The organism is Haloarcula litorea (assembly GCF_029338195.1).
Taxonomy (GTDB): Archaea; Halobacteriota; Halobacteria; order Halobacteriales; family Haloarculaceae; genus Haloarcula; species Haloarcula litorea.
This window is the reverse complement of record NZ_CP119779.1, coordinates 2,771,311-2,792,389: the sequence shown is the minus strand read 5'-3', so window position 1 is coordinate 2,792,389 and position 21,079 is coordinate 2,771,311. Positions and strand designations below refer to the sequence as shown.

The window sequence follows — 21,079 nt, the reverse complement described above, 5'->3', positions numbered from 1 at the left end:
TGTGCTATTTTCTCAGGCTTCGAACCGGGCCGCGGAGCGGCGGCCCGCGACGGTCCCGACCGACGTCGGCCTACGAGCCAGCCGCCCGGCGGCGGTACATCGCCGTCCCGGCCGCGGCCAGCCCCAGGCCCGCGAGGGCGACCGCGGCGTGGTAGGCGGTGACTGCGGGGACCGTCGACACGAGCGCCCACGCGCCCGCGAGGGCGTACGCGGTCACGAGCAGTCCGAGGACGAGTCGCTGTCGACGTTCGATCCTGTCGAGCCGGTGCTGGAGGGCAGCGTCGGCCATAGCGGCGCTGTCGGACGCCGCCGAGAAATATCTTGAGGTCAGTCCTCGCAGCAGCCGCCGGCCTTCTGTCCGAAGTCGACGACCAGCTCGTCCGAGACCATCTCGTTGAGCTCCTGGAGGCGGAGTTCCAGTTCGTTCTGGACCTGGAGGTAGTCGCTCATCACCGGGATGTCGTGGAGGTCCTCTTGGGCGGCCTGTAGCTGCCGGAGGTCCTCCTGGGAGGCGCGGCCGGTCTGCCGGGCGAGCTGGAACTCCTCGCGGAGCTGCTCGAACTCCTGGATGGCCTCCTGGGCCTCCTCGTGGTTCTCGACGGCCTCCTTTGCCTCGACGTAGCGCTGGTAGACCGGGAGCTCGGTGATCGCCTCGCCGAACTCCGTCGCGAGTTCCTCGACGCGGTCGCCGGTCGGGTCGGCGGCGGTGTCGCTGTCGATGCTCATCGCCACCACCTAGCGACTGTGGCGGTATAGGCCTGCCGAAAGCGGCCGTCGGCGGTCGCCGTCCACCCCTCTCCCGGGTCGTTCGAGCCGCGTGGGAGAAACACCGAGGTTATGCCCCGCGAGCCAGTATGCGGTCCTAATGAGCCAAGAGCGGACTGAGGGCGACCTCCGGAACACCGGGCTGTCGCTCAGACACGACCGGGAGTGGGACTACGAGCTCGACCGCATCGTCGACGCCGTCGACGAGCGCGACGCCGAGAAGGTCGGGCTCCAGTTCCCCGAGGGGCTGAAACGGCGCGGCCCAGCCGTCGCCGACGACCTGCGCGCGGAACTGCCCGACGACGTGACGGTGATGATCTCCGGCCAGCCCTGTTACGGGGCCTGCGACCTCGACACCTTCCTGATGCGCCGGACCGACGTGTTCGTCCACTTCGGGCACTCCCCGATGAAGGAGTCGGACAAGATCATCTACGTGCCGCTGTTCTCCAACGTCGACGTCTTTCCGATGATGGAGCGGGCCGCCGACGAGGAACTGACCGCCCCCGACGAGGACCCGGACGTGGGCCTGGTGACGACGGCCCAGCACATGAACAAGTTCGACGAGATGAAGGCGTGGCTGGAGGAGCGGGGCTACGACGTCCACACCCGGAAGGGCGACGACCGGCTGACCCACGAGGGGCAGGTGCTGGGCTGTAACTACGCCTCCGCCGAGGTCGACGCCGACCAGATCCTCTACGTCGGCGGCGGGAAGTTCCACCCGCTCGGGCTGGCGATGGAACACCCCGAGAAGAAGGTCGTCATCGCGGACCCGGTCAACAACGCCCTCTCGATCGCCGACACGGAGAAGTTCATGAAACAGCGCTACGCCTCGGTCCACAAGGCGATGGACGCCGACGAGTGGGGCGTCATCTTCTGTACGAAGATCGGCCAGGGCCGCTGGGAGAAGGCCCAGGAGATCGTCGAGAACAACGACGACGCCTACCTCATCACGATGGACGAGGTGACGCCGGACCGCCTGACGAACTTCGGGCTGGACGCCTACGTCAACACGGGCTGTCCCCGCATCACCACCGACGACGGCCCGCAGTTCAAGAAGCCGATGCTGACACCCGGCGAGTACGAGATCGCGATCGGCGAGCGGGACCTGGAGGACCTGGAGTTCGACACGTTCCACGGCACCTGGTGACGGTGGGCGGTTTTCGTCGTTGAAAACTGGGGGGACAGACCCTTACCGCTCGGTGTCGTTCGCGTTCGATAATGCCCACGACCGAGGACGGGACGGCGTCCGACCGCGACATCTTCGAGGCGTCGCCGGACCCCATCTTCGTCCACGACCCGGACACCGGTGAGGTGACGGACGCGAACACCGCCGCCGGGGAGCTGCTGGGAGTCGACCCCGGAGAGATAGCCGGGATGCACGTCGGGGAGTTCAGCCCGCCGAATTTCTCGACGGCGGACGCGAACGACCTGATCCGGGAGGCCCACGAGACCGGTGCGTCCCACGTCGAGTGGCGGGTCGAGGGACCGGACGGGAGGACACGCTGGACGGACGTCGAGCTGCGGGACACCACGATCGACGGCGAGGATCGCGTCGTCGCGTTCGCGCGCGACGTGACGGCGTACCGCGCCGCCGAGCGCGAACACCGGACCGAACGGAACCTGCTGGACCGGCTGCTCGACATCAACCCGGCCGGCATCGTCATCCACAGCCCGGAGGGCACGATACTGCGGACGAACGAACAGGCCGAGGCGATCCTGGGGGTCGGCCGGTCGGAGCTGATCGGCGAGGACGCGTTACCGGAGCAGTTCCGCCTGTTGACCGTCGACGGCGACCCGCTGGAGAGCGACGCCACCCCGGTCTCGAAGGTCCTCTCGACGGGGAAGGGAGTCCGCGATCAGGAACTCACGATCGAGACCGACGACGAGCGCGTCGTCGTGTCCGTGAGCGCGACGCCGCTGTACGACGACGGCGAGATCGTCCGGGTCGTCGTCAGCCTGGCGGACGTCACCGAGCGCCGCCAGCGAGAGCAGCGCCGCAAGGAGCGCAACGAGCAGCTCCGGACGCTGGTCGACAACCTCCCCGTGGTCGTGTTCACCCTGGACCCCGACGGCGTGTTCACCCACTCGACCGGGCGGGGACTGGCGGCGCTCGGGCTCGAACCCGGGGAGCTCGAGGGGTCGTCGGTGTTCGAGGCGTACGCGGGCTACGACGACATCACCGACGCCGCCGAGCGCGCACTCGACGGCGAGGAGGTCCGGACGACACAGGAGATCGGGGACCTCTGGTTCGAGACCTGGTACCAGCCTGTCTACGACGAGGGCGGCGAGCTCACCAACGTTGTCGGCGTGGCCCGCGACATCACGGAGCTGAAGCGCCGAGAGGAGCGCGTCGAGCAGTTGAACGACGCCACGCAGGAACTCCTCTACGCGGCGTCGCGGGACGAGGTCGCCGAATCGGTGGTCCGGATCGCAGAGGGGATCGTCGGTCGGTCCGTCGCCGCGATGTGGACCGACGACGAGGAGGACGACCGCCTCAGCCCCGCGGGCGCGACAGATCGAGCGCGGCGCGTCTTCGATGCGGACGGTGGGCACCTGCGCCCAGTCGATCCCGGCACCGACGAGATGGCGATCTTCGAGGCCGGGGAGACCGAGTACGTCGAGGACTACCGGTCGCTCCCAGCGCCGTCGCACTCGGCGGCCTCACTGCGCTCGGCGCTCTGTCTCCCGCTCGGGGAGCACGGGCTCTTGCTGGTCGGGAGCGACGAGATCGAGGAGTTCGACGAGATCGAGCGCCACCTGCTGGAGATCCTCGCCAGCACGGCGACCGCGGCCCTGGAGCGGGCCGAGCGAGCCCGAGAGCTCAGGGAGTACCACGAGGAGCTGGAGCGGTCGAACGAGAGCCTCCAGCAGTTCGCCTACGTGGCGTCCCACGACCTCCAGGAACCGCTGCGGATGGTGTCGAGCTACGTCGACCTGCTGGAGACCGAGTACGGCGACCAGCTCGACGAGGAGGCACGGGAGTACATGGCGTTCGCCGTCGACGGAGCCCGCCGGATGCAGGACATGATCGACGGCCTCCTGACGTACTCGCGGGTCCAGACCGACGCAGAGGAGTTCGCGGAGATCGACGCCGAGGCGGTCGTCGAGGAGACCCTCACCGCCCTCCAGTTGCACGTCGCCGACGCCGACGCCGAGGTGACTGTCGGCGACCTCCCGAACGTGGAGGCCGACCGCGACCAGCTGGGACAGGTATTCCAGAACCTCGTGAAGAACGCGGTCACGTACGCGGCCGAGGACGGCGACGAGCGGCCGCGGGTCGAGATCACCGGGGAGGTAGACGAGGAGATGGTTCGGTTCCGCGTCAGCGACAACGGTCCCGGCGTCCCCGAGGCCGTCCGAGACGACATCTTCCGAGTGTTCACGCGCGGCGGAACCCACGACTCCGAGGGGACGGGGATCGGGCTCCCGGTCTGTGAGCGCATCGTCCACCGGCACGGGGGCGACATCCGGGTGGTGTCGACGCCCGACGAGGGCGCGACGTTCGAGTTCACCGTACCAGCGGTCACGACGGAGGAGCAAGCTCATGGCTGATGAAACCGAGAGCCGACCGGTCGAGATACTGCTCGCCGAGGACAACCCCGGCGACGTGAAACTGACCCGGAAGGCACTGGAACGTGGGAACGTACTGAACAACCTCCACGTCGTCACCGACGGCGTCGAGGCGATGAAGTACCTCCGCCAGGAGGGCGAGTACGCCGGCGAACCCCGGCCCGACCTCCTGTTGCTCGATCTCAACATGCCCAAGAAGGGCGGGAAGGAGGTCCTACGAGACGTCAAGTCCGACCCGGAGCTGAAGCGCATCCCCGTCGTCGTCCTCACAAGCTCCGAGGCCGAGGAGGACATCGTCGAGTCCTACGACCTGCACGCGAACGCCTACCTGACCAAACCGGTGGACTTCGACGGCTTCATCGAGATCGTCAGCCACGTCGAGGACTTCTGGCTGACCGTCGTCAAGCGGCCGCCGGAGTGACGATGTCGGGAACGTCAGCAGAGCTCGACGTCCTGCTCGTCGAGGACAACCCCGGTGACGCGAAGCTCGTCGAGCACTACCTCGACCTGCCGACCGTCTCGGAGTTCGTCGAGGACCTGGCCCTCGACCACGAGGAGTCCCTGCCGACGGCGAACGACCGCCTGGAGAGCCGCGACTACGACGTCGTCCTCCTCGACCTCGGACTGCCGGAGTCGACCGGCCTCGACACCCTCGACCGGGCGACCGACCTCGTCGACGGGACGCCGATCATCGTCCTGACCGGGATGAACGATCAGGAGACGGCGCTCGAAGCCGTTCGCAGAGGGGCGGAGGACTACCTCCCGAAGGGCGACCTCGACGGGGACAGGCTCGTTCGCGCGCTCCGCTACGCGGTCGTCAGGCGGCGACAGCAGACCAAGCTCCGGCGGCAGGCGGACCGGATGGAGTTCTTCAACAGCATCCTCCGGCACGACATGCTCAACGGGATGAACGTCATCCGAGCGAGGGCGGAGATGCTGGAACGGGAGCTCCACGGGCAGCAGGCCGAGTTCGCGACGACCATCGTGGAGTGGAGCGACGACATCATCGACCTGACCCAGAAGGTCCGGTCGGTCCTCGACAGCGTCGCGTCCGAGGAGATGACCGAGACAGACCAGATGGCCCTGACACCGGCGGTCGAGAGCGCGGCCGATCGGGCACGGTCGGCGCGTCCCGACTGCGACGTGACCGTCGACGTCGACGACGTGGTCGTCGTGGCCGACGACCTGTTACCGGACGTGTTCGGTAACCTCCTGCTCAACGCCGTGGAACACGGGTACACGCCCGCGGATTCGCAGACGCACGGGGACGGCGACGGGGTCACGGTCGAAGTGACCTCCACCGTCCGTGACACCTCGGCGGTCGTCCGGGTCGCCGACGACGGTCCGGGCGTCGATCCGGCCGACCGTCGGGAGATATTCGAGCGCGGCGAGAAGGGGTCCGAGTCCGCCGGGACCGGGTTCGGACTCTACTTCGTGGACGCGATGATCGACAGCTACGGCGGGCAGATCCACGTCGAGGACAGCGACCTCGGCGGCGCGGCGTTCGTCGTCGAGCTCCCGCTCGAATAACTACTGAGCATTTGCAAAGGTTTTTGAATGATTCTGGCGTATCACAAGTGATGCCGACGAAGAGCGCCCTCGCCCAGCAGCTCGGTGTCGTCGCGGGGTTCGACGACCCCCAGGCCAGCCTCGAACAGTACCGGACGCCGCCGGACCTGGCGGCTCACCTCGTCCACACGGCCGACCTGCAGGGCGACATCCAGGGCCGGACCGTCGTGGATCTGGGCTGTGGGACCGGGATGCTGGCGCTGGCCGCGGCGCTCCGGGGGCCCGAGACGGTGGTGGGCGTCGACGTCGACCCCGCCCCGCTGTCGACGGCCCGCCGGAACGAGGGGAAGGTCGGGACGCGCACCTCGGTCTCCTGGGTCCGGGCCGACGCCACGCGGGCCCCGCTCTGTCCCCCGGCCGAGACGACGGTCGTGATGAACCCCCCGTTCGGGGCGCAGTCGGGCAACGAACACGCGGACAGGGGCTTCCTGGCGACTGCCGCGGCCGTCGCCGACGTCTCATACTCCGTCCACAACGCGGGGAGCCGCGAGTTCGTCGAGTCGTTCGCGGCCGACAACGGCGGCGAGGTGACCCACGCCTTCGAGGCGGAGTTCACGCTCCCGAGGCAGTTCGACTTCCACGACGCCGAGTCCCGCGAGATCACCGTCGAGGTGTACCGGATCGACTGGGACCGGTAGCCGTCAGTCCGGGGGTCGACGCGCGCGGGCGATTCTGACGCGGGTGTCGTTGGTCGACGCGTAGATGCGGGTGCGGTTGCGCTCGATGGTGAGCCCGCCGACGGACCGGGAAGACATATTCGCCGGTAGTGGGCCGGTCGCGATCGTCTCGTTCCCACGGGAGACCGCGACCCGGAAGCCCGTCTCGGCGGCGCGAAGCGTCACGTTCCGGCCGGCCACCGTCGCGTCGGCGGTCGAGGGCGGGGAGGTGTAGGCGGTGCGTCGCGGGCCGCCGGCCCGGCGCAGTTGGACCCGGTAGACGGTGTCGTTGCCCAGGACGTTCCAGCCGCTTCGGTTGGCGTAGACCGGCTCCCGCCAGCCGACCCCGCCCACGACCACCGTGGCGCGCTGGTTCACCGCCAGCCGCCCCTTCGGAACGGTGCGGATCCAGATCTCGCGGTCGGCGTTCGCCACGATCACGCCGCTGGTCGAGATGTTCGTCCGACTCTCCCCGATCCCAAGCGGTGTCCAGATGCTGGCGGCGTACTCGTTTCGCACGTCCTCCGCGTAGGCGACGGTGTACCCCTCCACCTCGATGCCCTCGTCGGGCACCTCGGCGTCCTCGATGGTCGCGAGGTTCGCCGGGACGGCGGCCAGACACAGCGAACACAGCGCCACCACGACCGCGAGGGTCGCCAGCGATCCCGCGTCGCGCTCGAACTCGGGTACGAGGTCCCGCCCCCGCCGGGCCGTCGCGGTCGCGACCAGCAGGGCGAGGAGGAAGACGAGACCGGTCCCGAGCCAGCGGTACAGCGTGTACTCGCCGCCGCCGACCGGAACGTAGACCGCCCACAGCCCCCGCGAGACGGCGTAGACGAGCGCCGCGAAGAACACCCGGGCGGGGCGAGTGGGTTCGTCCCGCGCGAGCGTCAGCGCGCCCGCGAGGAGGACGCCCGCCAGCAGCCCGATGGCGTGGCCCTGGATGGCGATGTCGGCCCACCACGGCGTGACGAACCGGGTACTGCCGCCGACGGTCGGCTGTGGGAACCGGAGTGCGACGTACACCTGGTCGACGGCGCGACTGGCCAGCAGCGCGCCCAGGAACAGGTACGGCCGGGCGACGAGCGCGAACCCGCCGAGCGCGAACACGACGCCGGAGAACCCGACCACGGGGCCGATCGCGAACAGGCCGGTGAACAGGCCGACGGCGATCATCGCCGCCGGGACCGCCAGGATGCGCGCGAAGGGGTTGGTCCGCAGGCCGGTGAACGACTGGACGCCCCGCCGCTGTGGGTAGTGGCCCCAGGCGTACTCGACGACCGTCCCGAACACCAGCGTCCCGAGGAGGTTCCCCGTCACGTGGCCGACGCTCCCGTGCGTGAACGCCCCCGTCACCATCCCGAGCGGGTAGAAGTACGACCACGTCCGGAACGGCGTCACGAGCGGCCGCGGGTGCCACCACGCCCCCTGGACGAACAGGTAGATCGCCGCGACGAGCGCCATCGTCAGCAGCGTTCCCCACGGCAGTCCGAGCAGCAGCCGGCGGCGGAGCGGCGCGGCGAGCCGGCGGCCGGCGAGGCGGCGCACCGCCGCCAGCACTGCGACGACAGTCACCACGACGACGAGCGGCCGGAGCGGCAGCGCCGCGACCGCCGTCGGCAACCACGACTGAAGCATCTACCCTACGTCTGTCGGGCGTTCGCTTATGATTGACGCCGACGAGCGCCCGAGAGCGGCGCTATCCTATCATTCGGGGCGAACGACGTGCCCACGGACCGGCCGGGCCGCCGCGTCAGAACAGAGCGAGGCCGACGCTGTAGGGCCACGCGGTCCCGGCGGCCGAGAGCAGCACGAGCGCGCCGCCGGCCATCGCGACGTTCTTCAGGAACCCGGTCAGCTCGTCCTGCTGCTGGTCCTCGGGGACGGCCCAGAAGTCGTGCATCGTCACCGCCGAGACCAGCAGGAACGTCGCCAGCGCGCCGGCGGCCAGCACCGGGAAGGCACCGAGGACGATGCTCAGGCCGCTGAAGACGAGCAGTCCCCCGCTCGCGTAGACGGCCAGTTCCGGCGCTGGCAGGCCCTTCGCCTCGGCGTATCCCGCCATCGTCTCGCCGTTCTGGAAGTGGTTCAGGCCCATAAACGCGAGGACCCCGCCGAAGAGGACCCGCGCGAGCAGGAAGAGTATCCCGCCGGCGGCGGTGTCGAACACCATCAGGCGTACACCTCCGTCGTCGCCGTCGTCCGTCTCCGATCCGTCCGTCGCTGCGATTGTGGTTTCATCACGTTACTTGGTTCGTATCCGAACCTATTTATCGCTTCCCGGACATAGAGGACAGTAGGTAACACCGATGTCATCGGAAGTGTTCTCAGAGGCGGCCGAGACCGAAGCGGAGGAAGGACCCTGTGCGATCGTCGAGTCGATGGAGCAGATCGGGTCGAAGTGGCGGCTCGTCGTCCTCCACGAACTCCAGAACGGGGAGCGGCGGTTCAACGAGCTCAAGCGGGCGACCGACGCGAGTTCCCGCACGCTCTCGCGCGTCCTCGACGACCTCCAGGAGATGGACTTCGTCGAGCGGCGGCTGGAGGAGGACGCGCCGGTCGCGACCTACTACGAACTGACCGACAAGGGGCGGTCGCTCTGTCCGGTGTTCGACGAGATCGAGGGCTGGGCAGAGGAGTGGCTGGCCGCCTGCCAGGGGTAGCCCCCGAGAGCGTAGGCTTTTCCAGGGACCGGACCGTCAACGCGAGTAATGGGAGTACGGCCACCGTCGGACGACAGCGACGAACCGGACGTCATCGAGTTCGGCATCGCGGCGCTGGACGCCCGCCTGTCCGAGCACGACATCGAGTATCCGGCCGACGCGCGGACCGTCCGTGAGCGAGTGGGGCACGTCGAGGTACCGTTCAACGCCGCCGGTCACACGATCAGCGTGGCCGAGGCGTTAGACGAGGTGAACGCCCGGCAGTTCGAGAACGAGCAGGAACTCCTGAACGCGCTCCACCCGGTGTTCGAGCGCAAGCGCGACGCCACCGGTGCCAGCCTGCTCTCGCAGCTGCGCTCGCTGGTCCCCTTCTAGCGCTGCCGGTCGCCCGGTGCCACGGTGGTCTCGGTGTCCGTCTCCCGTGTCGCCGACTCGTCGCCGTCGCCGACCTCCACCTCGGTGCTCATCTGCCGCGCGATCTGCTCCAGGCGGCGGGTCTGCTCGCGGTTGACCGTCACGATCATATCCGAGAGGACCCCGAACATCAGCAGCTGGATCCCCAGCACGATGGCGATGCCGCCGACCATCGCGATGACCTCGTGTGAGATGCTCCTGACGACCCACTCGTAGACGACGTAGACTCCCAGCAGGACCCCCAGCCCGATCGAGCCGAACCCGACGCTGCCGAAGTAGAACAGCGGGTTGTTGGTCTTGGCCATCCGGTAGAGGGTGACGATGATCGTCGCCCCGTCCCGCAGCGGGTGGAGGTTCGTCTCGGACTCGTCGGGCCGCGGTCGGTAGGTGATGGGGACGACGACGGTCCGCTGGCCGTGCTTGACGCACTCGACGGCCATCTCCGTCTCGATACCGAACCCCTCGGAGGACAGCGACAGCTGCTCGAAGGACTCCCGGGTAAACGCACGGTAGCCCGAGAGGATGTCCGTGTAGTAGTGGCCGTGGATCACCGAGAACGCCCAGTTGATGATCGTGTTCCCGACCTGATTGAGTCGGGTCATCGCGCCGGCCTCCATCTCGGCGAAGCGGTTACCGATGACGTGGTCTGCCCGCCCCTCGAACAGCGGTTCGAGCATCCGGTCGGCGTCCTCGGGACGGTACGTCTCGTCGGCGTCGGCCATCAGGACGAACTCGGCGTCGATGTGGCGTTCGACGGCCTCCCGGATGGCCTGTCCCTTGCCGCTGCCCTCGCCGCCGGTCGTCTGTTCGACGACGCGAGCGCCGGCCGCGGCCGCCAGGTCGCGGGTCCCGTCCGTCGATCCGCCGTCGATGACGAGGACGTTCTCGAACCCCTGCGCGCGGAACCCCTCGACGACCGGCTCGATCGTCTCGGCCTCGTCGTAGGCGGGGAGCAGCACGCACACGTCGTCGCGGTCGGCCATTACCGACTGTCGGCCACGCGGGCCCAAATAACTGCGGGTCGTCGGCCGGCGGCCCGGCATCGACCGCCCCCGAGGCCTGCACCGTGGATTGATACGTCGGCGCGCCCAGTCGTTCCGTATGAGTTCGTTCACCGACGGTGACACGATCCCGACGACCCTCGTCAGCGGACCGCTCGGCGCGGGGAAGACGACGCTCGTCAACCGACTGCTGGAAGAGCCCGGCGACCGACGGCTCGCGGTCGTCGTCAACGACATGGGCGAGGTGAACGTCGACGCGGAGCTGCTGGCCGAGAGCGCGGAGGAGGGGATCGTGGACCTCTCGAACGGCTGTATCTGCTGTCGGCTGCAGGACGACCTCGTGACCGAGGTGACGCGGCTCGCGGAGCGCCGGGAGTTCGACTACCTCGTCGTCGAGGCCTCGGGCATCAGCGAACCGGTCCCCATCGCGCGGACGCTCACCGTCGGGACCGAGGAGGGGAGTCTGCCGGACCGGTTCCGTCTGGACACGACAGTCTCGGTGGTCGACGCATTCGGGTTCTGGAAGGCCTTCGACCCCGAGGAGTCGCTGCCCGACGCCGCCCCGGACCCGGAGCGCCCGCTGACGGAGGTGCTCGTCGACCAGATCGAGTTCTGTGACGTGCTGCTGCTGAACAAGTGTGATATGGTACCCGACGACACGCTCGACGAAGTGGAGGCGGCGATCCGGGAACTCCAGCCGCGGGCGACGCTGTACCGGACCACGTTCAGCGAGGTCGACCCCGAGGCGGTCCTCGGGACCGGGCTGTTCGACTTCGAGGCGGCGAAACGGGAGCAGGGCTGGAAGCGGGCGCTCGCGGACGCCGCCGAGCACGGACACGACCACGCTGACCACGACCACGGCAGTGTCTCGGCTGCCGAGGAACACGGCGTCGAGTCCGTCGTCTACCGCCGGGAGCGGCCGTTCCACCCCGAGCGGTTCGACGCGTGGCTCGACGAGTGGGAGGGGGACGTGGTCCGAGCGAAGGGGTTCGTCTGGGTGGCGAGCAGGCCCGAGACGGTGCTGGGCGTGAGTCGGGCGGGGCCGAACGTCCGGGCCGGCCCCATCGGCGAGTGGGGCGAGGACGACCCCGAGACGCGGTTCGTCGTCATCGGTCGGGACCTCGACGAGGACGAACTGATCGAGTCGCTCGACGGCTGTCTCGCGACCGACGAGGAACGGGCGGCGGCGGACGAAGAGGACGACCCGTTCCCGCGCGAGGCCTGACTACGCGCCGTAGCCCACGTCCTCCTTGAGTTCGTCCCACGACTCGTGGAAGCCGTAGGTCGACGCCGTCTCGGCGGCGACGGCCGTCTGGTAGGTCTCGTCGTACTCCAGCAACTGCGACCACCCCTCTTGGTCCCGGTACGTGCAGTACTGACACATATGTCACCGTAGCGGCCAGTCGGGCATAGCCGTACCGGTCGAAAAAACGTCGGGTCGTCGCGTTACGGCTCCAGCAGGACCTTCGTGACGCCCTCCTCGCGGTCGTCGAACTTCTCGTACATCTCGGGGGCCTCTTCGAGGCCCACGCGGTGAGAGACGACCCAGCTCGGGTCGGCCCGGCCCTCGATGATGAGGTCGCGCAGTTCGCGGTTGTAGGACTTGACGTTACACTGGCCGGTGCCGAGCTTCTGGCCCTTCTCGAAGAGGAGGCCGAAGTCGATGCCGAGCCGGCCCTGCGCGGCCATGTCGTCGGGCGCGCCGGGGTCCTCGGGGACGTACAGACCGGGGATGCCGAGTTCGCCGGTGGGTTTGACCGTCCGGATGAGGTTGTTGATGACGACGGCCGGGTTCTCGCGGGCCGGGTCGTACGCGTCGTCGGCCTCCTTGTCCGGGTCGATGGCCTGGTAGCCGACGGCGTCGACGCCCTTGTCGACCTCGCCGCCGTGCTCGTCCATGATCTGCTCGACCGGGTCGCCCTCCTCGAAGTTGATCGTCGTGGCGTCGCAGTGCTCCTCCGCGAGTTCGAGGCGGGAGGGGACGCGGTCGACGGAGTAGATCTCGGCGGCTCCCTTGATCTTCGCGCTGTAGGCGGCCATCAGCCCGACCGGACCGGCCCCGTAGATGGCGACCGAGTCGCCCGGTTCGAGGTTGGCCAGTTCGGTGCCGTGCCACCCAGTCGGGAAGATGTCCGCGAGCAGGGAGAACGCGTCCTCGTGTTCGTCGCCCTCCGGGAGCTGGAGCGCGTTGAAGTCGGCGTAGGGGATGCGGAGTTTCTCCGCCTGCCCGCCCTTGTACGGCCCCATCGCGACGTAGCCGTAGGCCCCGCCGGCGAAGCCGGGGTTGACGTTCGTACAGAACCCTGTGTAGCCGTCCTCGCAGTTCTCACAGAAGCCGCAGGCGACGTTGAACGGCGCGACGACGCGGTCCCCTTCCTCCAGGCTAGAGACGGCCTCGCCCACCTCGGAGACGACGCCCATGTTCTCGTGGCCGAAGACGATCCCCGGTTCGGCGGCGGTCCGCCCCTCGTACATATGCAGGTCGGACCCGCAGATGCACGTGGTCGTGATGTCGATTATGACGTCGTTCGGATGCTCGATCTCCGGTTCCTCTACCTCCTCTACGGCGACCTCGTGGGGCCCCTGATACACGACAGCGTTCATAGACATTGGTGTAGTAACACCACACGGACTGTCGGTCGGGTATTATTTATAGATAATCATCATATTCTTACAAAACAATTTTTACACTTATATTTCGGTGGACCGCTCTCGGGTGTGGGTCGGATCGGTCCGCGCTCCCCGGTCACAGAGCGGTGGTCGTCCCGATCAGTCACAGTCGAAACCAACACAAGAGGGATATCGTAGCGATTCGACATACGCCCCGATGGCCCTCGCCGATTGGTTCCTCACCCCCACCGGCCTCCTTGCCCTCCTCGCCGCCGTCCCCATCGTCCTGCTGTACCTCGTCCGACCGGAGCCCGAGCGGGTGGAACTACCGACGTTCCGGTTTCTGGTCGACGAGCAGCGACAGGACGCCACTTCGCCGCTGCTCGAACGCCTCTCCCGCAGCCTCCTGCTCCTCCTGCAGGTACTCGTGGTGCTGTCACTCGCCGTCGGGCTGGCGACCCCGTACGTCCCCGTGGCCGAGCGAGCGGCGGTCGAGGAGACGGTGCTGGTCGTCGACACGAGCGCCAGTATGGCGACGACAGACGGCGACGAGACTCGGTTCCAGCGCGCGGTGGCCGCGGCCGACGACGAGGTGACGAGCACCACCTCGGTCGTCACGACCGCCGACGGCGGCACGGTCGTCAGACAGCGGGTCCCGCCGAGCGACGCGCGGGCCGCGCTGACCGAGTTGCGCGTCACCGACAGCGGCGGCGACCTCCGGGGGGCGATCTCGCAGGCGGCGGCGCTGGTGGGTGAGAACGCACGGATCGTCGTCCTCAGCGACTTCGCCGGCGACGACTGGACGAGCGCCGTCACGACGGCGCGCAGCCGCGAGATCTCGGTCTCGCTCCGGCAGTTCGCCGGCGGCGGCACGGCCAACGTCGGCTTCGTCGACCGGACGTTCTCCCAGGCGTCGGTGACGCTGTCGGTGAAGAACTACGGCGACGAGGCGGTGACACGGACCGTCTCGCTCGGCGACCGGCAGGAGACCCTCCGGCTCGGGAGCGGCGACGTGGGGACGGTGACGCTCCCGGTCCCGGCCGGGCGGAGCCGCGCCCGGCTCTCGCCGGGCGACGGGTTCCCCACCGACGACAGCGTCGCGATCGCGGCCCCCGAGGACCCGACCGTCGACGTGCTCGTCCTCACCAACGACCGGAACCGGTACCTGACGACCGCGCTCTCGGTCGTCGATCAGGTCGAGCTCACCGTCGACAGCCCGCCGACGACGGTCGCGGACGGCTACGACGTCGTCATTTACAGCAACGTCGACCCCGACTCGCTGCTGCCGGGGAACGTCGAGGCCGGCCGCGAGGTCGTCGCCGAGGGCGGTGGCGTGGCGATACAGGCCCAGTCGGACGTCCCCGCGCAGTACGGCGACCTCCTGCTGATCGAGCCCGGCGGTGTCCGAACCGGGGCGACCGTCGGGACCACCCGGCAGAGCGAACTGACGCGGGGGATCGACTTCCAGCCGCCCGACGAGTACGTCTCTGGCTCGCTCGCGCGCGGGACAGCGCTCGTGACGCTGGGCGACGGGACGCCGCTGCTCGCGACCGACGAGCGGAACGGCGGTCGGGTGCTCTACTACGGGTACATCGAGGAGCAGTCGAGCTTCAAGTTCAACTACCAGTACCCGGTGTTCTGGAAGCGGGCCGCGTTCCACCTCGCCGACCGGCGGCCGCTGAGCGCGCTGAACTACGCGACCGGCGACCGCGTCAGACTCGACGCCGAGCGCGTCGAGGGGCCGGACGGGGCCGTCGCCGGGCCGACCGTGACGCTCCGGCGACAGGGGTTCTACGCGGGCGCGAACAGGTCCGTGAGCGCGTCGCTGCTCGACGAACGCGAGTCCGACGTCGCCGCCGCTCCGCTGGCGGCCCGCGAGGGACCCACCGGGAACCTCACGCGGGAGGAGCAGCGGACCGTCCCCCGGCGGCTGACGGAGTTCGCCGCCGTCGGAGCCCTGCTGCTCGCGCTCGTCGAACTGGCCTACCTCGGCCGGCGGGGTGACCTCTGATGGTGTCGTACACCCTCGCGGACGGGCTGACGGTCGGCGTCGAGCACCTGTGGCCGCTCGCGCTGTTGCCGGTCGCCGTGGCCCTGCTCGCCGTTCTCCTCTTCCGCGGGGAGCGCGGTCCCCGCTCGGCCTCGACGCGGAGCCGCCGGCTCCTGTTCGCCAGCCGCGTCCTCGTCGTCACGCTGCTCGTCACGGCCGCCGCCGGACCGTACACGGTCCAGACGCGCGAGACGCCCGGCGAGCCGCGCGTGACCCTGCTGACCGACGAGTCCGACAGTATGGCGGTCTACCCGGACCGCACGGCGGCGCTGGTCGAGGACATCGAGGCCGCGGGGGTCCCCGTGACCACGGCCACCGTCGGCAGCGGCACGGAGTCGCGGATCGGGGACGGGGTCAGCGCGAACCTCCGGGAGAACGGGACCGTCGTCGTCGTCTCGGACGGACAGGTGACCGGCGGCCGGAGCCTGTCGACGGCCGCCGAGCAGGCCCGACAGCTCAACGCGACGGTCAGCAGCGTCGCCGTCGAACCGAGCCGGACCGAACGCGCGGTGGCCGTCAGGGGTCCGGAGACGGTCAGTGCCGGACTCCCGGCCCGGTTCGTCGTCTCCCTGACGAGCGTCGAACAGTCGGGCAACGCCACCGTCGAGGTGTCCGTCGACGGCGAGACGGTGACGACGGAGTCCGTCCGTCCGGAGGGATCGGTCGCGATCACGCACACGTTCAACGAGACCGGGCCACACCGCGTGACGGCGACGGTGGACGGCGAGGACGTGTTCGCGCGCAACGACGTCTTCTACCGGAGCGTCCGGGTCGTCGAACAGCCGGACGTGCTGTACGTCGGTGGCGACGACTACCCGCTCCGGGACTACCTGACCACGCTGTACGACGTGACCAACGCCTCGACGGTGCCGGACGACCTGCGCGGCTACACCGCCGTCGTCGTGCAGGACCGACCGGCCGCCCGGCTCGGCAACGTCAGCGCCCTCCAGGAACACGTCATCGACGGCGGCGGTCTGGTCGTCGTCGGCGGGGACAACGCCTACGAGAACGGCGGGTACGAGCAGTCCTCCATCGCGTCGATGCTGCCGGTCCGGGTCGGCAACGCGACCGGGGGGACGACGGACATCGTGTTGCTCGTGGACGTCTCCGGCAGCGCCGAGTCCGGACTGGCCGTCCAGAAGGCGGTCGCGCTGGACGTGATCGACCAGCTGGGCGACGGCAACCGGGTCGGCGTCGTGGCGTTCAATCAGCGGGCCTTCCGCGTCGCCGACCGCCAGCGCCTCGGCGGGAACCGGAGCCGCATCGCCGACCGCATCCGACGGCTCCAGAGCGGCGGCGCGACCGACATCGCGATCGGACTGGAAGGGGCCGACGAACTGCTGGGCGACAGCGAGGGCACGATCATCCTGCTGAGCGACGGCCGCGACGAGGTCGGTGCCCCGGCGACCGTCGCCAACCGCCTCGGCCGGGAGGGGATCCGCGTCATCGCCGTCGGGGCCGCACGCAACGTCAAGACGAGCACGCTGCGGACCATCGCCAGCGAGTCCGGCGGCTCGTACTTCGCCGCCGACGAGACCCAGCGGCTGCGGCTGCTGTTCGGGGGGAGCTCCCGACAGTACAGCGGGCAGAACCTGACGATCGTCACCAGCGGGACGTTCATCACCTCCGGGGTGACCCTGACGGCGAACCCCGGGCAGGCCAACCGCGTCTCGGTCAAGTCCGGCGCGGACTACCAGGTGGCGACCGCCGACGGGACGCCCGCGATCGCCTCGTGGCGCTTCGGTCTCGGTCGAGTCGTCTCGATCACGGCCTACGGCGACGACGGCACCCTCGACGGCCTGCTCGAACGCCCGGACTCGCTGGTCGTCACGAAGTCGGTCAACTACGCCATCGGCGACCCGGCGCGGACGCTGACCGGCGTCACGGCCGTGGGTGACGCCCGCGTCGGGCGCGAGACGACGCTGACCTACCGGGGCGAGGAGCGCCCGTCGGCCCCGAACGTCACGTTCACTCGCCTCGGCGACGGGCTCTATCGGGGCACCTTCACCCCGGCGTCGGCCGGCTACGACGACGTGCTCGAGACGGAGTACGCGGCGAACTACCCGCCCGAGTACGGCGCGTTCGGTCGTTCGACGGAACTCGACTCGCTGGTCGAGGTGACCGGCGGCCGGACGTACACGCCCGACCAGGGGGCCGCGATCGCCCGGGAGGCCCGCCAGCAGGCGACCCGCGTCCGGACGGTCCGGGAGGCGTGGGGGTGGGTTCCGCTGCTGGCCGCGCTCGCGGTCTTCCTCGTCGAGGTGGTCGCCCGGCGCGTTCAAGTGTACCGCGGACGCACCTCCCTGGAGAGTGGTCTCCTGTGAACCCCATCGGTTCCCGCCTCAACCTCGGACTGGTCCTCGTCATCGTCCTCTCCGTCGTCGGCACGGCCGGCGCGACGGCGTTCTACCAGAACGCGACGGGCGAACTGCAGGCACAGAACGACGCGCTGCGCGAGCAGAACGCGGACCTCAGAGCGCAACTGGAGCGCGTCAGGACTGCGCTCCGGGAGAACCGGACGCGGGTGCGCGAACTCCGCAACGCCCTGGCGACCCGGACCCAGGACGTCGAGCAGGTGGCGCGCGAACTCAACCGGACCGAACAGCAGCTGAACGCCACCCAGCAGGCGTTCGCCGAGACCCGTGAGGAACTGGCCGCGAGCCGGGACCGCGTGGACAGCCTGCAGGCGACGAACAGGGACCTCCAGTCGACCGTCGACGACCTCGAGGCGACGAACGACGACCTCCGGACCGAGAACCGCCGGCTCGAAGACGAGGTCGAGACTTTGGAAGAGAACAACACGGCGCTCGCTCGCCAGCGCGACCGGCTCCAGCGTGACGTGAGCGACCTGGAGGACCGGGTCGACGAACTGGAGACGAACGTCACCCGACTAGAGTCGCGAAACGAAGACCTCCAGGCCGAGAACGAGGAGATGGAGAACGACCTGGAGTCGCTCTGTCGTGAAGATGAGAACGCGGGTAAAGAGGCCTGCGAGGGGTACTGATCGTGGCCGACGACGGACCACCCGGACACGAGCCGGCAGGCGAGGACGAGTCTGGGGGCGCAGACGGGCGGCGAGCGGCGACGGCCCCGGCCGACGCGACCGACGAGCGGATGCGTCGGGCGCTCCGGGCCGTCCGTCGCGAGGGCTGGAAGGCCGCCGTCGTCTACGCCGCCGTCGACGCCGTCGCGGCGTTTCTCGCTGTGAACCTCGTCGTCGCGCTGCTCGGGCCGTCGGGGCTACCGGCCGACGTGCCCGTGCCGTCGTCGGTCACCGCCCCGGTCGGCGACGCCCTCGGCCGGTCGCTGTCCGGTGCGACGGTCCCCACCGGCGTCCTGGTCGGCGGCGGCGCGGCGCTGTTGGTCGCCGCCGGCGAGGTGGGGCTCCGGACCCGTCGGCCGCTCGTCGAGCAGTTCGAGGCGGTCAACCCACCGGTCGCGGAGGCGCTCCGGACCGCGCGCGACGCGATGGACGCGGACGCCGACTCCCGGATGGTCCGGCGGCTCTACGCGGACGTGCTCGACCGACTGCGGGAGAGCTCCGGCGTCGCGCTGGTGGACGGCCGCCGGGTCGCGGCCACCACCGTCCTCGTCGTCGTGTTGAGCCTGGCGACGCTGCAGGTGGCCGTCGCCGACGTGGCGCTGCTCGCCGACGGGCCCGGCGAGCCACGGACCGACGCCGGCGACCGCGAGCGGGAGCGGAACTTCACGGGTCTAGAGGACGGCGACGCGGTCCTCGGCGACAGCGAGAACGTCTCCGCCGGCGACGAGAACCTGACGGCGGGCATCGAGTCCAGCGGGGGCGACGAGGAGGTCGACCGGGACAGGCAGTTCCCGTCGTCGGGTCCAGCCGGCGGCGGCAACGGGAGCATCGAGAGCCAGCAAGCCGGGTTCGCCGCCCCGGAGCAGGTAGAGGACGCGGCGCTCGTCCGCGAGTACAACCTCCGGATCAGAGAGAGCGAGGACGACGAATGACAGACAACGACATCGACACTCTCCAGCGGAAACTCGGTACCGCCCGCGAACAGATCGGCAAGCGCATCGTCGGCCAGACGGAGGTCCTCGAACAGCTGCTCGTCTGCGTCCTCGCGGACGGCAACGCCCTGCTGGAGTCCAACCCCGGCCTGGGCAAGACGACGATGGTCCGGACCGTCGCCGAGGTCACCGACCTCGACTTCTCGCGCATCCAGAACACGCCGGACCTGATGCCCTCCGACGTGACCGGGACCGAGATGATACAGGAGCGCGAGACGGGCCGGGAGTTCGTCTTCGAGCGCGGTCCGGTGTTCGCCAACGTCGTACTCGCAGACGAGATCAACCGCGCGACGCCGAAGACCCAGGCCGCGCTGCTCGAGGCGATGCAGGAGAAGCAGGTGACGGTGGCCGGCGAGACCTACGAGCTGCCGCGGCCCTTCTTCGTCCTCGCGACCCAGAACCCCATCGACCAGTCGGGGACCTACGCCCTGCCGGAGGCCCAGACGGACCGCTTCATGCTCAAGCTGCTCATCGACTACCCGGGGTACGACGAGGAGCGCCGGATCGTCGACACCTACACCGCCGGCGCTGAACAGGTCCCCGTCGAGCGGGTCCTCTCCCGGGAGGAGATCCGCGAGACACAGCAGCTCGTCCGCGAGCTCCCGATCGCCGACGACCTGCGGGACCGGGCGATCCAGCTCGTCCGGCGGACCCGCGAGGCCGACGAGATCGACTTCGGCGCGAGCCCGCGGGCCAGCATGGCGCTCGTCCTCGCCGCGAAGGCCCGGGCGTTCCTCCGGGGCCGGTCACACGTCGCCGGCGAGGACATCGAAGCGCTGGCCGCGCCGGTCCTCCGGCACCGCATCGTGCTGGACTTCCAGGCCGAGCGGGAGGGCCGGACGCCCGACGACGTGGTCCGGGCGCTACTGGACGAATGACCATCGAACCGGACTTCCTCGACGAACTGAGCCGCTTCGACGCGGCGCTGAACCGCGAGTCGACGGCGCTCAGGCAGGGCGACCAGCGGTCCCCCCGCGTCGGCGAGGGGCTGACCTTCAGCGACTACCGCCGGTACTCGCCGGGCGACGACACGCGCCGCATCGACTGGCGGCTGTTCGCCCGGACGGAGGAGTACTTCATCAAGCAGTACGAGGAGGAGCGCAGCCTGACCGTCCACGTGCTCGTCGACGCCAGCGCCTCGATGGACTTCGGGGACGGCCCGACGCACAAGTTCGAGACGGCCGCGAAGCTCGGGCTGGGCGTCGCCTACCTCACCGGCGAGGAGAACAACGAGTTCCGCTTCGCGACCGTCCGGGAGCGGCCCGATCGCCTCGACGGCGGCCGGTCGAACCGGGGCGAACTACTCGGGCTCGTCGACCAACTGAACGCGGTCGACCCGGCCGGCGAGGCCGCCCTCCAGTCGGTGCTCGTGGAGTACGCCGAGCGCATCCGGTCGCGTTCGCTGGTCGTCCTGCTGAGCGACTGCCTGACCGATCCGGACGCGATCGCCGACGGCGTGGCCGCGCTCGCCCGCAACGACGTCGACGTGCTCGTCGTCAGGGTGATCGCGCCCGAGGAGCGAGAGCCGGCGGCCGTCGGCGACGCCCTGTTCGCCGACCCCGAGAGCGAGGCGACCCGGCGGACGTACTTCAGCGGGTCGCTTGCGGAGACCTACCGCGACCGTCTCGCCGCCCACGTCGACACGGTCGAGGACCGCGTGACCGAGCTCGGGGCCGAGCACGTCGTCGTCGACACCGGACGGGACTTCTTCGACGCGTTCGCGAGCGTCTGGTTGCAGTGAGCGGG

General features: G+C 69.6%; 21 protein-coding genes. 14 read left to right on the top strand and 7 right to left on the bottom strand.

Annotation, left to right across the window (positions count from 1 at the left end; all coding sequences use genetic code 11):
* Positions 1–70 precede the first annotated feature (70 nt).
* Together P0592_RS15045 and P0592_RS15040 are read right to left on the bottom strand one after the other, a co-directional pair.
* Entirely contained in the window at positions 71–289 is a 219-nt protein-coding gene (locus tag P0592_RS15045; RefSeq protein WP_276271724.1) for a hypothetical protein, read from the bottom strand.
* Between the two features lie 38 nt (positions 290–327).
* Entirely contained in the window at positions 328–726 is a 399-nt protein-coding gene (locus P0592_RS15040; RefSeq protein WP_276271723.1) for a YlbF/YmcA family competence regulator, read from the bottom strand.
* Positions 727–865: 139 nt separating this feature from the next.
* Here P0592_RS15040 and dph2 point away from each other — a divergent pair, with 139 nt between their 5' ends.
* The 5 genes from dph2 to P0592_RS15015 all read left to right on the top strand — a co-directional run bounded on the left by dph2 (position 866) and on the right by P0592_RS15015 (position 6,542).
* Positions 866–1,912, top strand: a complete 1,047-nt coding sequence (gene dph2, locus P0592_RS15035; RefSeq protein WP_276271722.1) for a diphthamide biosynthesis enzyme Dph2 — start codon at positions 866–868, stop codon at positions 1,910–1,912.
* A gap of 71 nt (positions 1,913–1,983) precedes the next feature.
* Positions 1,984–4,317, top strand: coding sequence for a PAS domain-containing protein (locus P0592_RS15030; protein WP_276271721.1), 2,334 nt, complete (start codon positions 1,984–1,986; stop codon positions 4,315–4,317).
* Positions 4,310–4,756 (top strand): response regulator, encoded by a 447-nt coding sequence (locus tag P0592_RS15025; protein ID WP_276271720.1) that lies wholly within the window; start codon positions 4,310–4,312, stop codon positions 4,754–4,756. Before P0592_RS15030 ends, P0592_RS15025 begins: the two co-directional genes overlap by 8 nt.
* A 2-nt stretch (positions 4,757–4,758) precedes the next feature.
* On the top strand, positions 4,759–5,865 hold the full coding sequence (locus P0592_RS15020) for a hybrid sensor histidine kinase/response regulator (RefSeq protein ID WP_276271719.1): 1,107 nt from the start codon (positions 4,759–4,761) through the stop codon (positions 5,863–5,865).
* Between the two features lie 50 nt (positions 5,866–5,915).
* Complete coding sequence (locus P0592_RS15015) at positions 5,916–6,542, top strand: METTL5 family protein (RefSeq protein WP_276271718.1); 627 nt, start codon at positions 5,916–5,918, stop codon at positions 6,540–6,542.
* 3 nt (positions 6,543–6,545) lie between these two features.
* Here the strand turns inward: P0592_RS15015 and P0592_RS15010 are convergent, their stop codons facing one another.
* The gene (locus tag P0592_RS15010) at positions 6,546–8,198 is read right to left on the bottom strand and encodes a rhomboid family intramembrane serine protease (protein WP_276271717.1); all 1,653 of its coding nucleotides are present in this window, start codon (positions 8,196–8,198) and stop codon (positions 6,546–6,548) included.
* Between the two features lie 115 nt (positions 8,199–8,313).
* Positions 8,314–8,733: a DoxX family protein gene (locus P0592_RS15005; RefSeq protein WP_276271716.1), complete on the bottom strand. Its 420-nt coding sequence runs from the start codon at positions 8,731–8,733 to the stop codon at positions 8,314–8,316.
* A 136-nt stretch (positions 8,734–8,869) separates the two neighbouring features.
* Here P0592_RS15005 and P0592_RS15000 point away from each other — a divergent pair, with 136 nt between their 5' ends.
* Both P0592_RS15000 and P0592_RS14995 read left to right on the top strand, forming a co-directional pair.
* On the top strand, positions 8,870–9,223 hold the full coding sequence (locus P0592_RS15000; RefSeq protein WP_276271715.1) for a winged helix-turn-helix transcriptional regulator: 354 nt from the start codon (positions 8,870–8,872) through the stop codon (positions 9,221–9,223).
* Between the two features lie 48 nt (positions 9,224–9,271).
* Positions 9,272–9,598, top strand: coding sequence for a DUF5789 family protein (locus P0592_RS14995; RefSeq protein WP_276271714.1), 327 nt, complete (start codon positions 9,272–9,274; stop codon positions 9,596–9,598).
* On the opposite strand, the gene aglJ is transcribed toward P0592_RS14995, so the two are convergent.
* The gene (gene aglJ, locus P0592_RS14990) at positions 9,595–10,620 is read right to left on the bottom strand and encodes an S-layer glycoprotein N-glycosyltransferase AglJ (protein WP_276271713.1); all 1,026 of its coding nucleotides are present in this window, start codon (positions 10,618–10,620) and stop codon (positions 9,595–9,597) included. The two genes, P0592_RS14995 and aglJ, sit on opposite strands and share 4 nt — an antisense overlap.
* Before the next feature lie 118 nt (positions 10,621–10,738).
* On the opposite strand from aglJ, the gene P0592_RS14985 reads away from it, so the two are divergent.
* Positions 10,739–11,863, top strand: a complete 1,125-nt coding sequence (locus P0592_RS14985; protein ID WP_276271712.1) for a CobW family GTP-binding protein — start codon at positions 10,739–10,741, stop codon at positions 11,861–11,863.
* Here P0592_RS14985 and P0592_RS14980 read toward each other — a convergent pair whose 3' ends face one another.
* Both P0592_RS14980 and P0592_RS14975 read right to left on the bottom strand, forming a co-directional pair.
* Positions 11,864–12,022, bottom strand: coding sequence for a hypothetical protein (locus P0592_RS14980; RefSeq protein WP_276271711.1), 159 nt, complete (start codon positions 12,020–12,022; stop codon positions 11,864–11,866).
* A 62-nt stretch (positions 12,023–12,084) separates the two neighbouring features.
* Positions 12,085–13,242 (bottom strand): glutathione-independent formaldehyde dehydrogenase, encoded by a 1,158-nt coding sequence (locus tag P0592_RS14975; RefSeq protein WP_276273944.1) that lies wholly within the window; start codon positions 13,240–13,242, stop codon positions 12,085–12,087.
* A gap of 223 nt (positions 13,243–13,465) precedes the next feature.
* On the opposite strand from P0592_RS14975, the gene P0592_RS14970 reads away from it, so the two are divergent.
* The 6 genes from P0592_RS14970 to P0592_RS14945 are packed head-to-tail and all read left to right on the top strand — an operon-like array spanning position 13,466 to position 21,074.
* Positions 13,466–15,259, top strand: coding sequence for a vWA domain-containing protein (locus P0592_RS14970; protein WP_276271710.1), 1,794 nt, complete (start codon positions 13,466–13,468; stop codon positions 15,257–15,259).
* Entirely contained in the window at positions 15,256–17,622 is a 2,367-nt protein-coding gene (locus P0592_RS14965; protein WP_336406676.1) for a VWA domain-containing protein, read from the top strand. Before P0592_RS14970 ends, P0592_RS14965 begins: the two co-directional genes overlap by 4 nt.
* Positions 17,619–18,302 carry a chromosome partitioning protein gene (locus P0592_RS14960; RefSeq protein WP_276271708.1) on the top strand — a complete coding sequence of 228 codons (684 nt, stop codon included), beginning with the start codon at positions 17,619–17,621 and terminating at the stop codon, positions 18,300–18,302. The genes P0592_RS14965 and P0592_RS14960 overlap by 4 nt, the downstream gene beginning before the upstream one ends.
* Positions 18,303–18,304: 2 nt before the next feature.
* Positions 18,305–19,273: a DUF7502 family protein gene (locus P0592_RS14955; protein ID WP_276271707.1), complete on the top strand. Its 969-nt coding sequence runs from the start codon at positions 18,305–18,307 to the stop codon at positions 19,271–19,273.
* Positions 19,270–20,211 (top strand): AAA family ATPase, encoded by a 942-nt coding sequence (locus P0592_RS14950; RefSeq protein ID WP_276271706.1) that lies wholly within the window; start codon positions 19,270–19,272, stop codon positions 20,209–20,211. The genes P0592_RS14955 and P0592_RS14950 overlap by 4 nt, the downstream gene beginning before the upstream one ends.
* Positions 20,208–21,074 (top strand): DUF58 domain-containing protein, encoded by an 867-nt coding sequence (locus P0592_RS14945; protein ID WP_276271705.1) that lies wholly within the window; start codon positions 20,208–20,210, stop codon positions 21,072–21,074. The genes P0592_RS14950 and P0592_RS14945 overlap by 4 nt, the downstream gene beginning before the upstream one ends.
* The last annotated feature ends 5 nt before the right edge of the window (positions 21,075–21,079 follow it).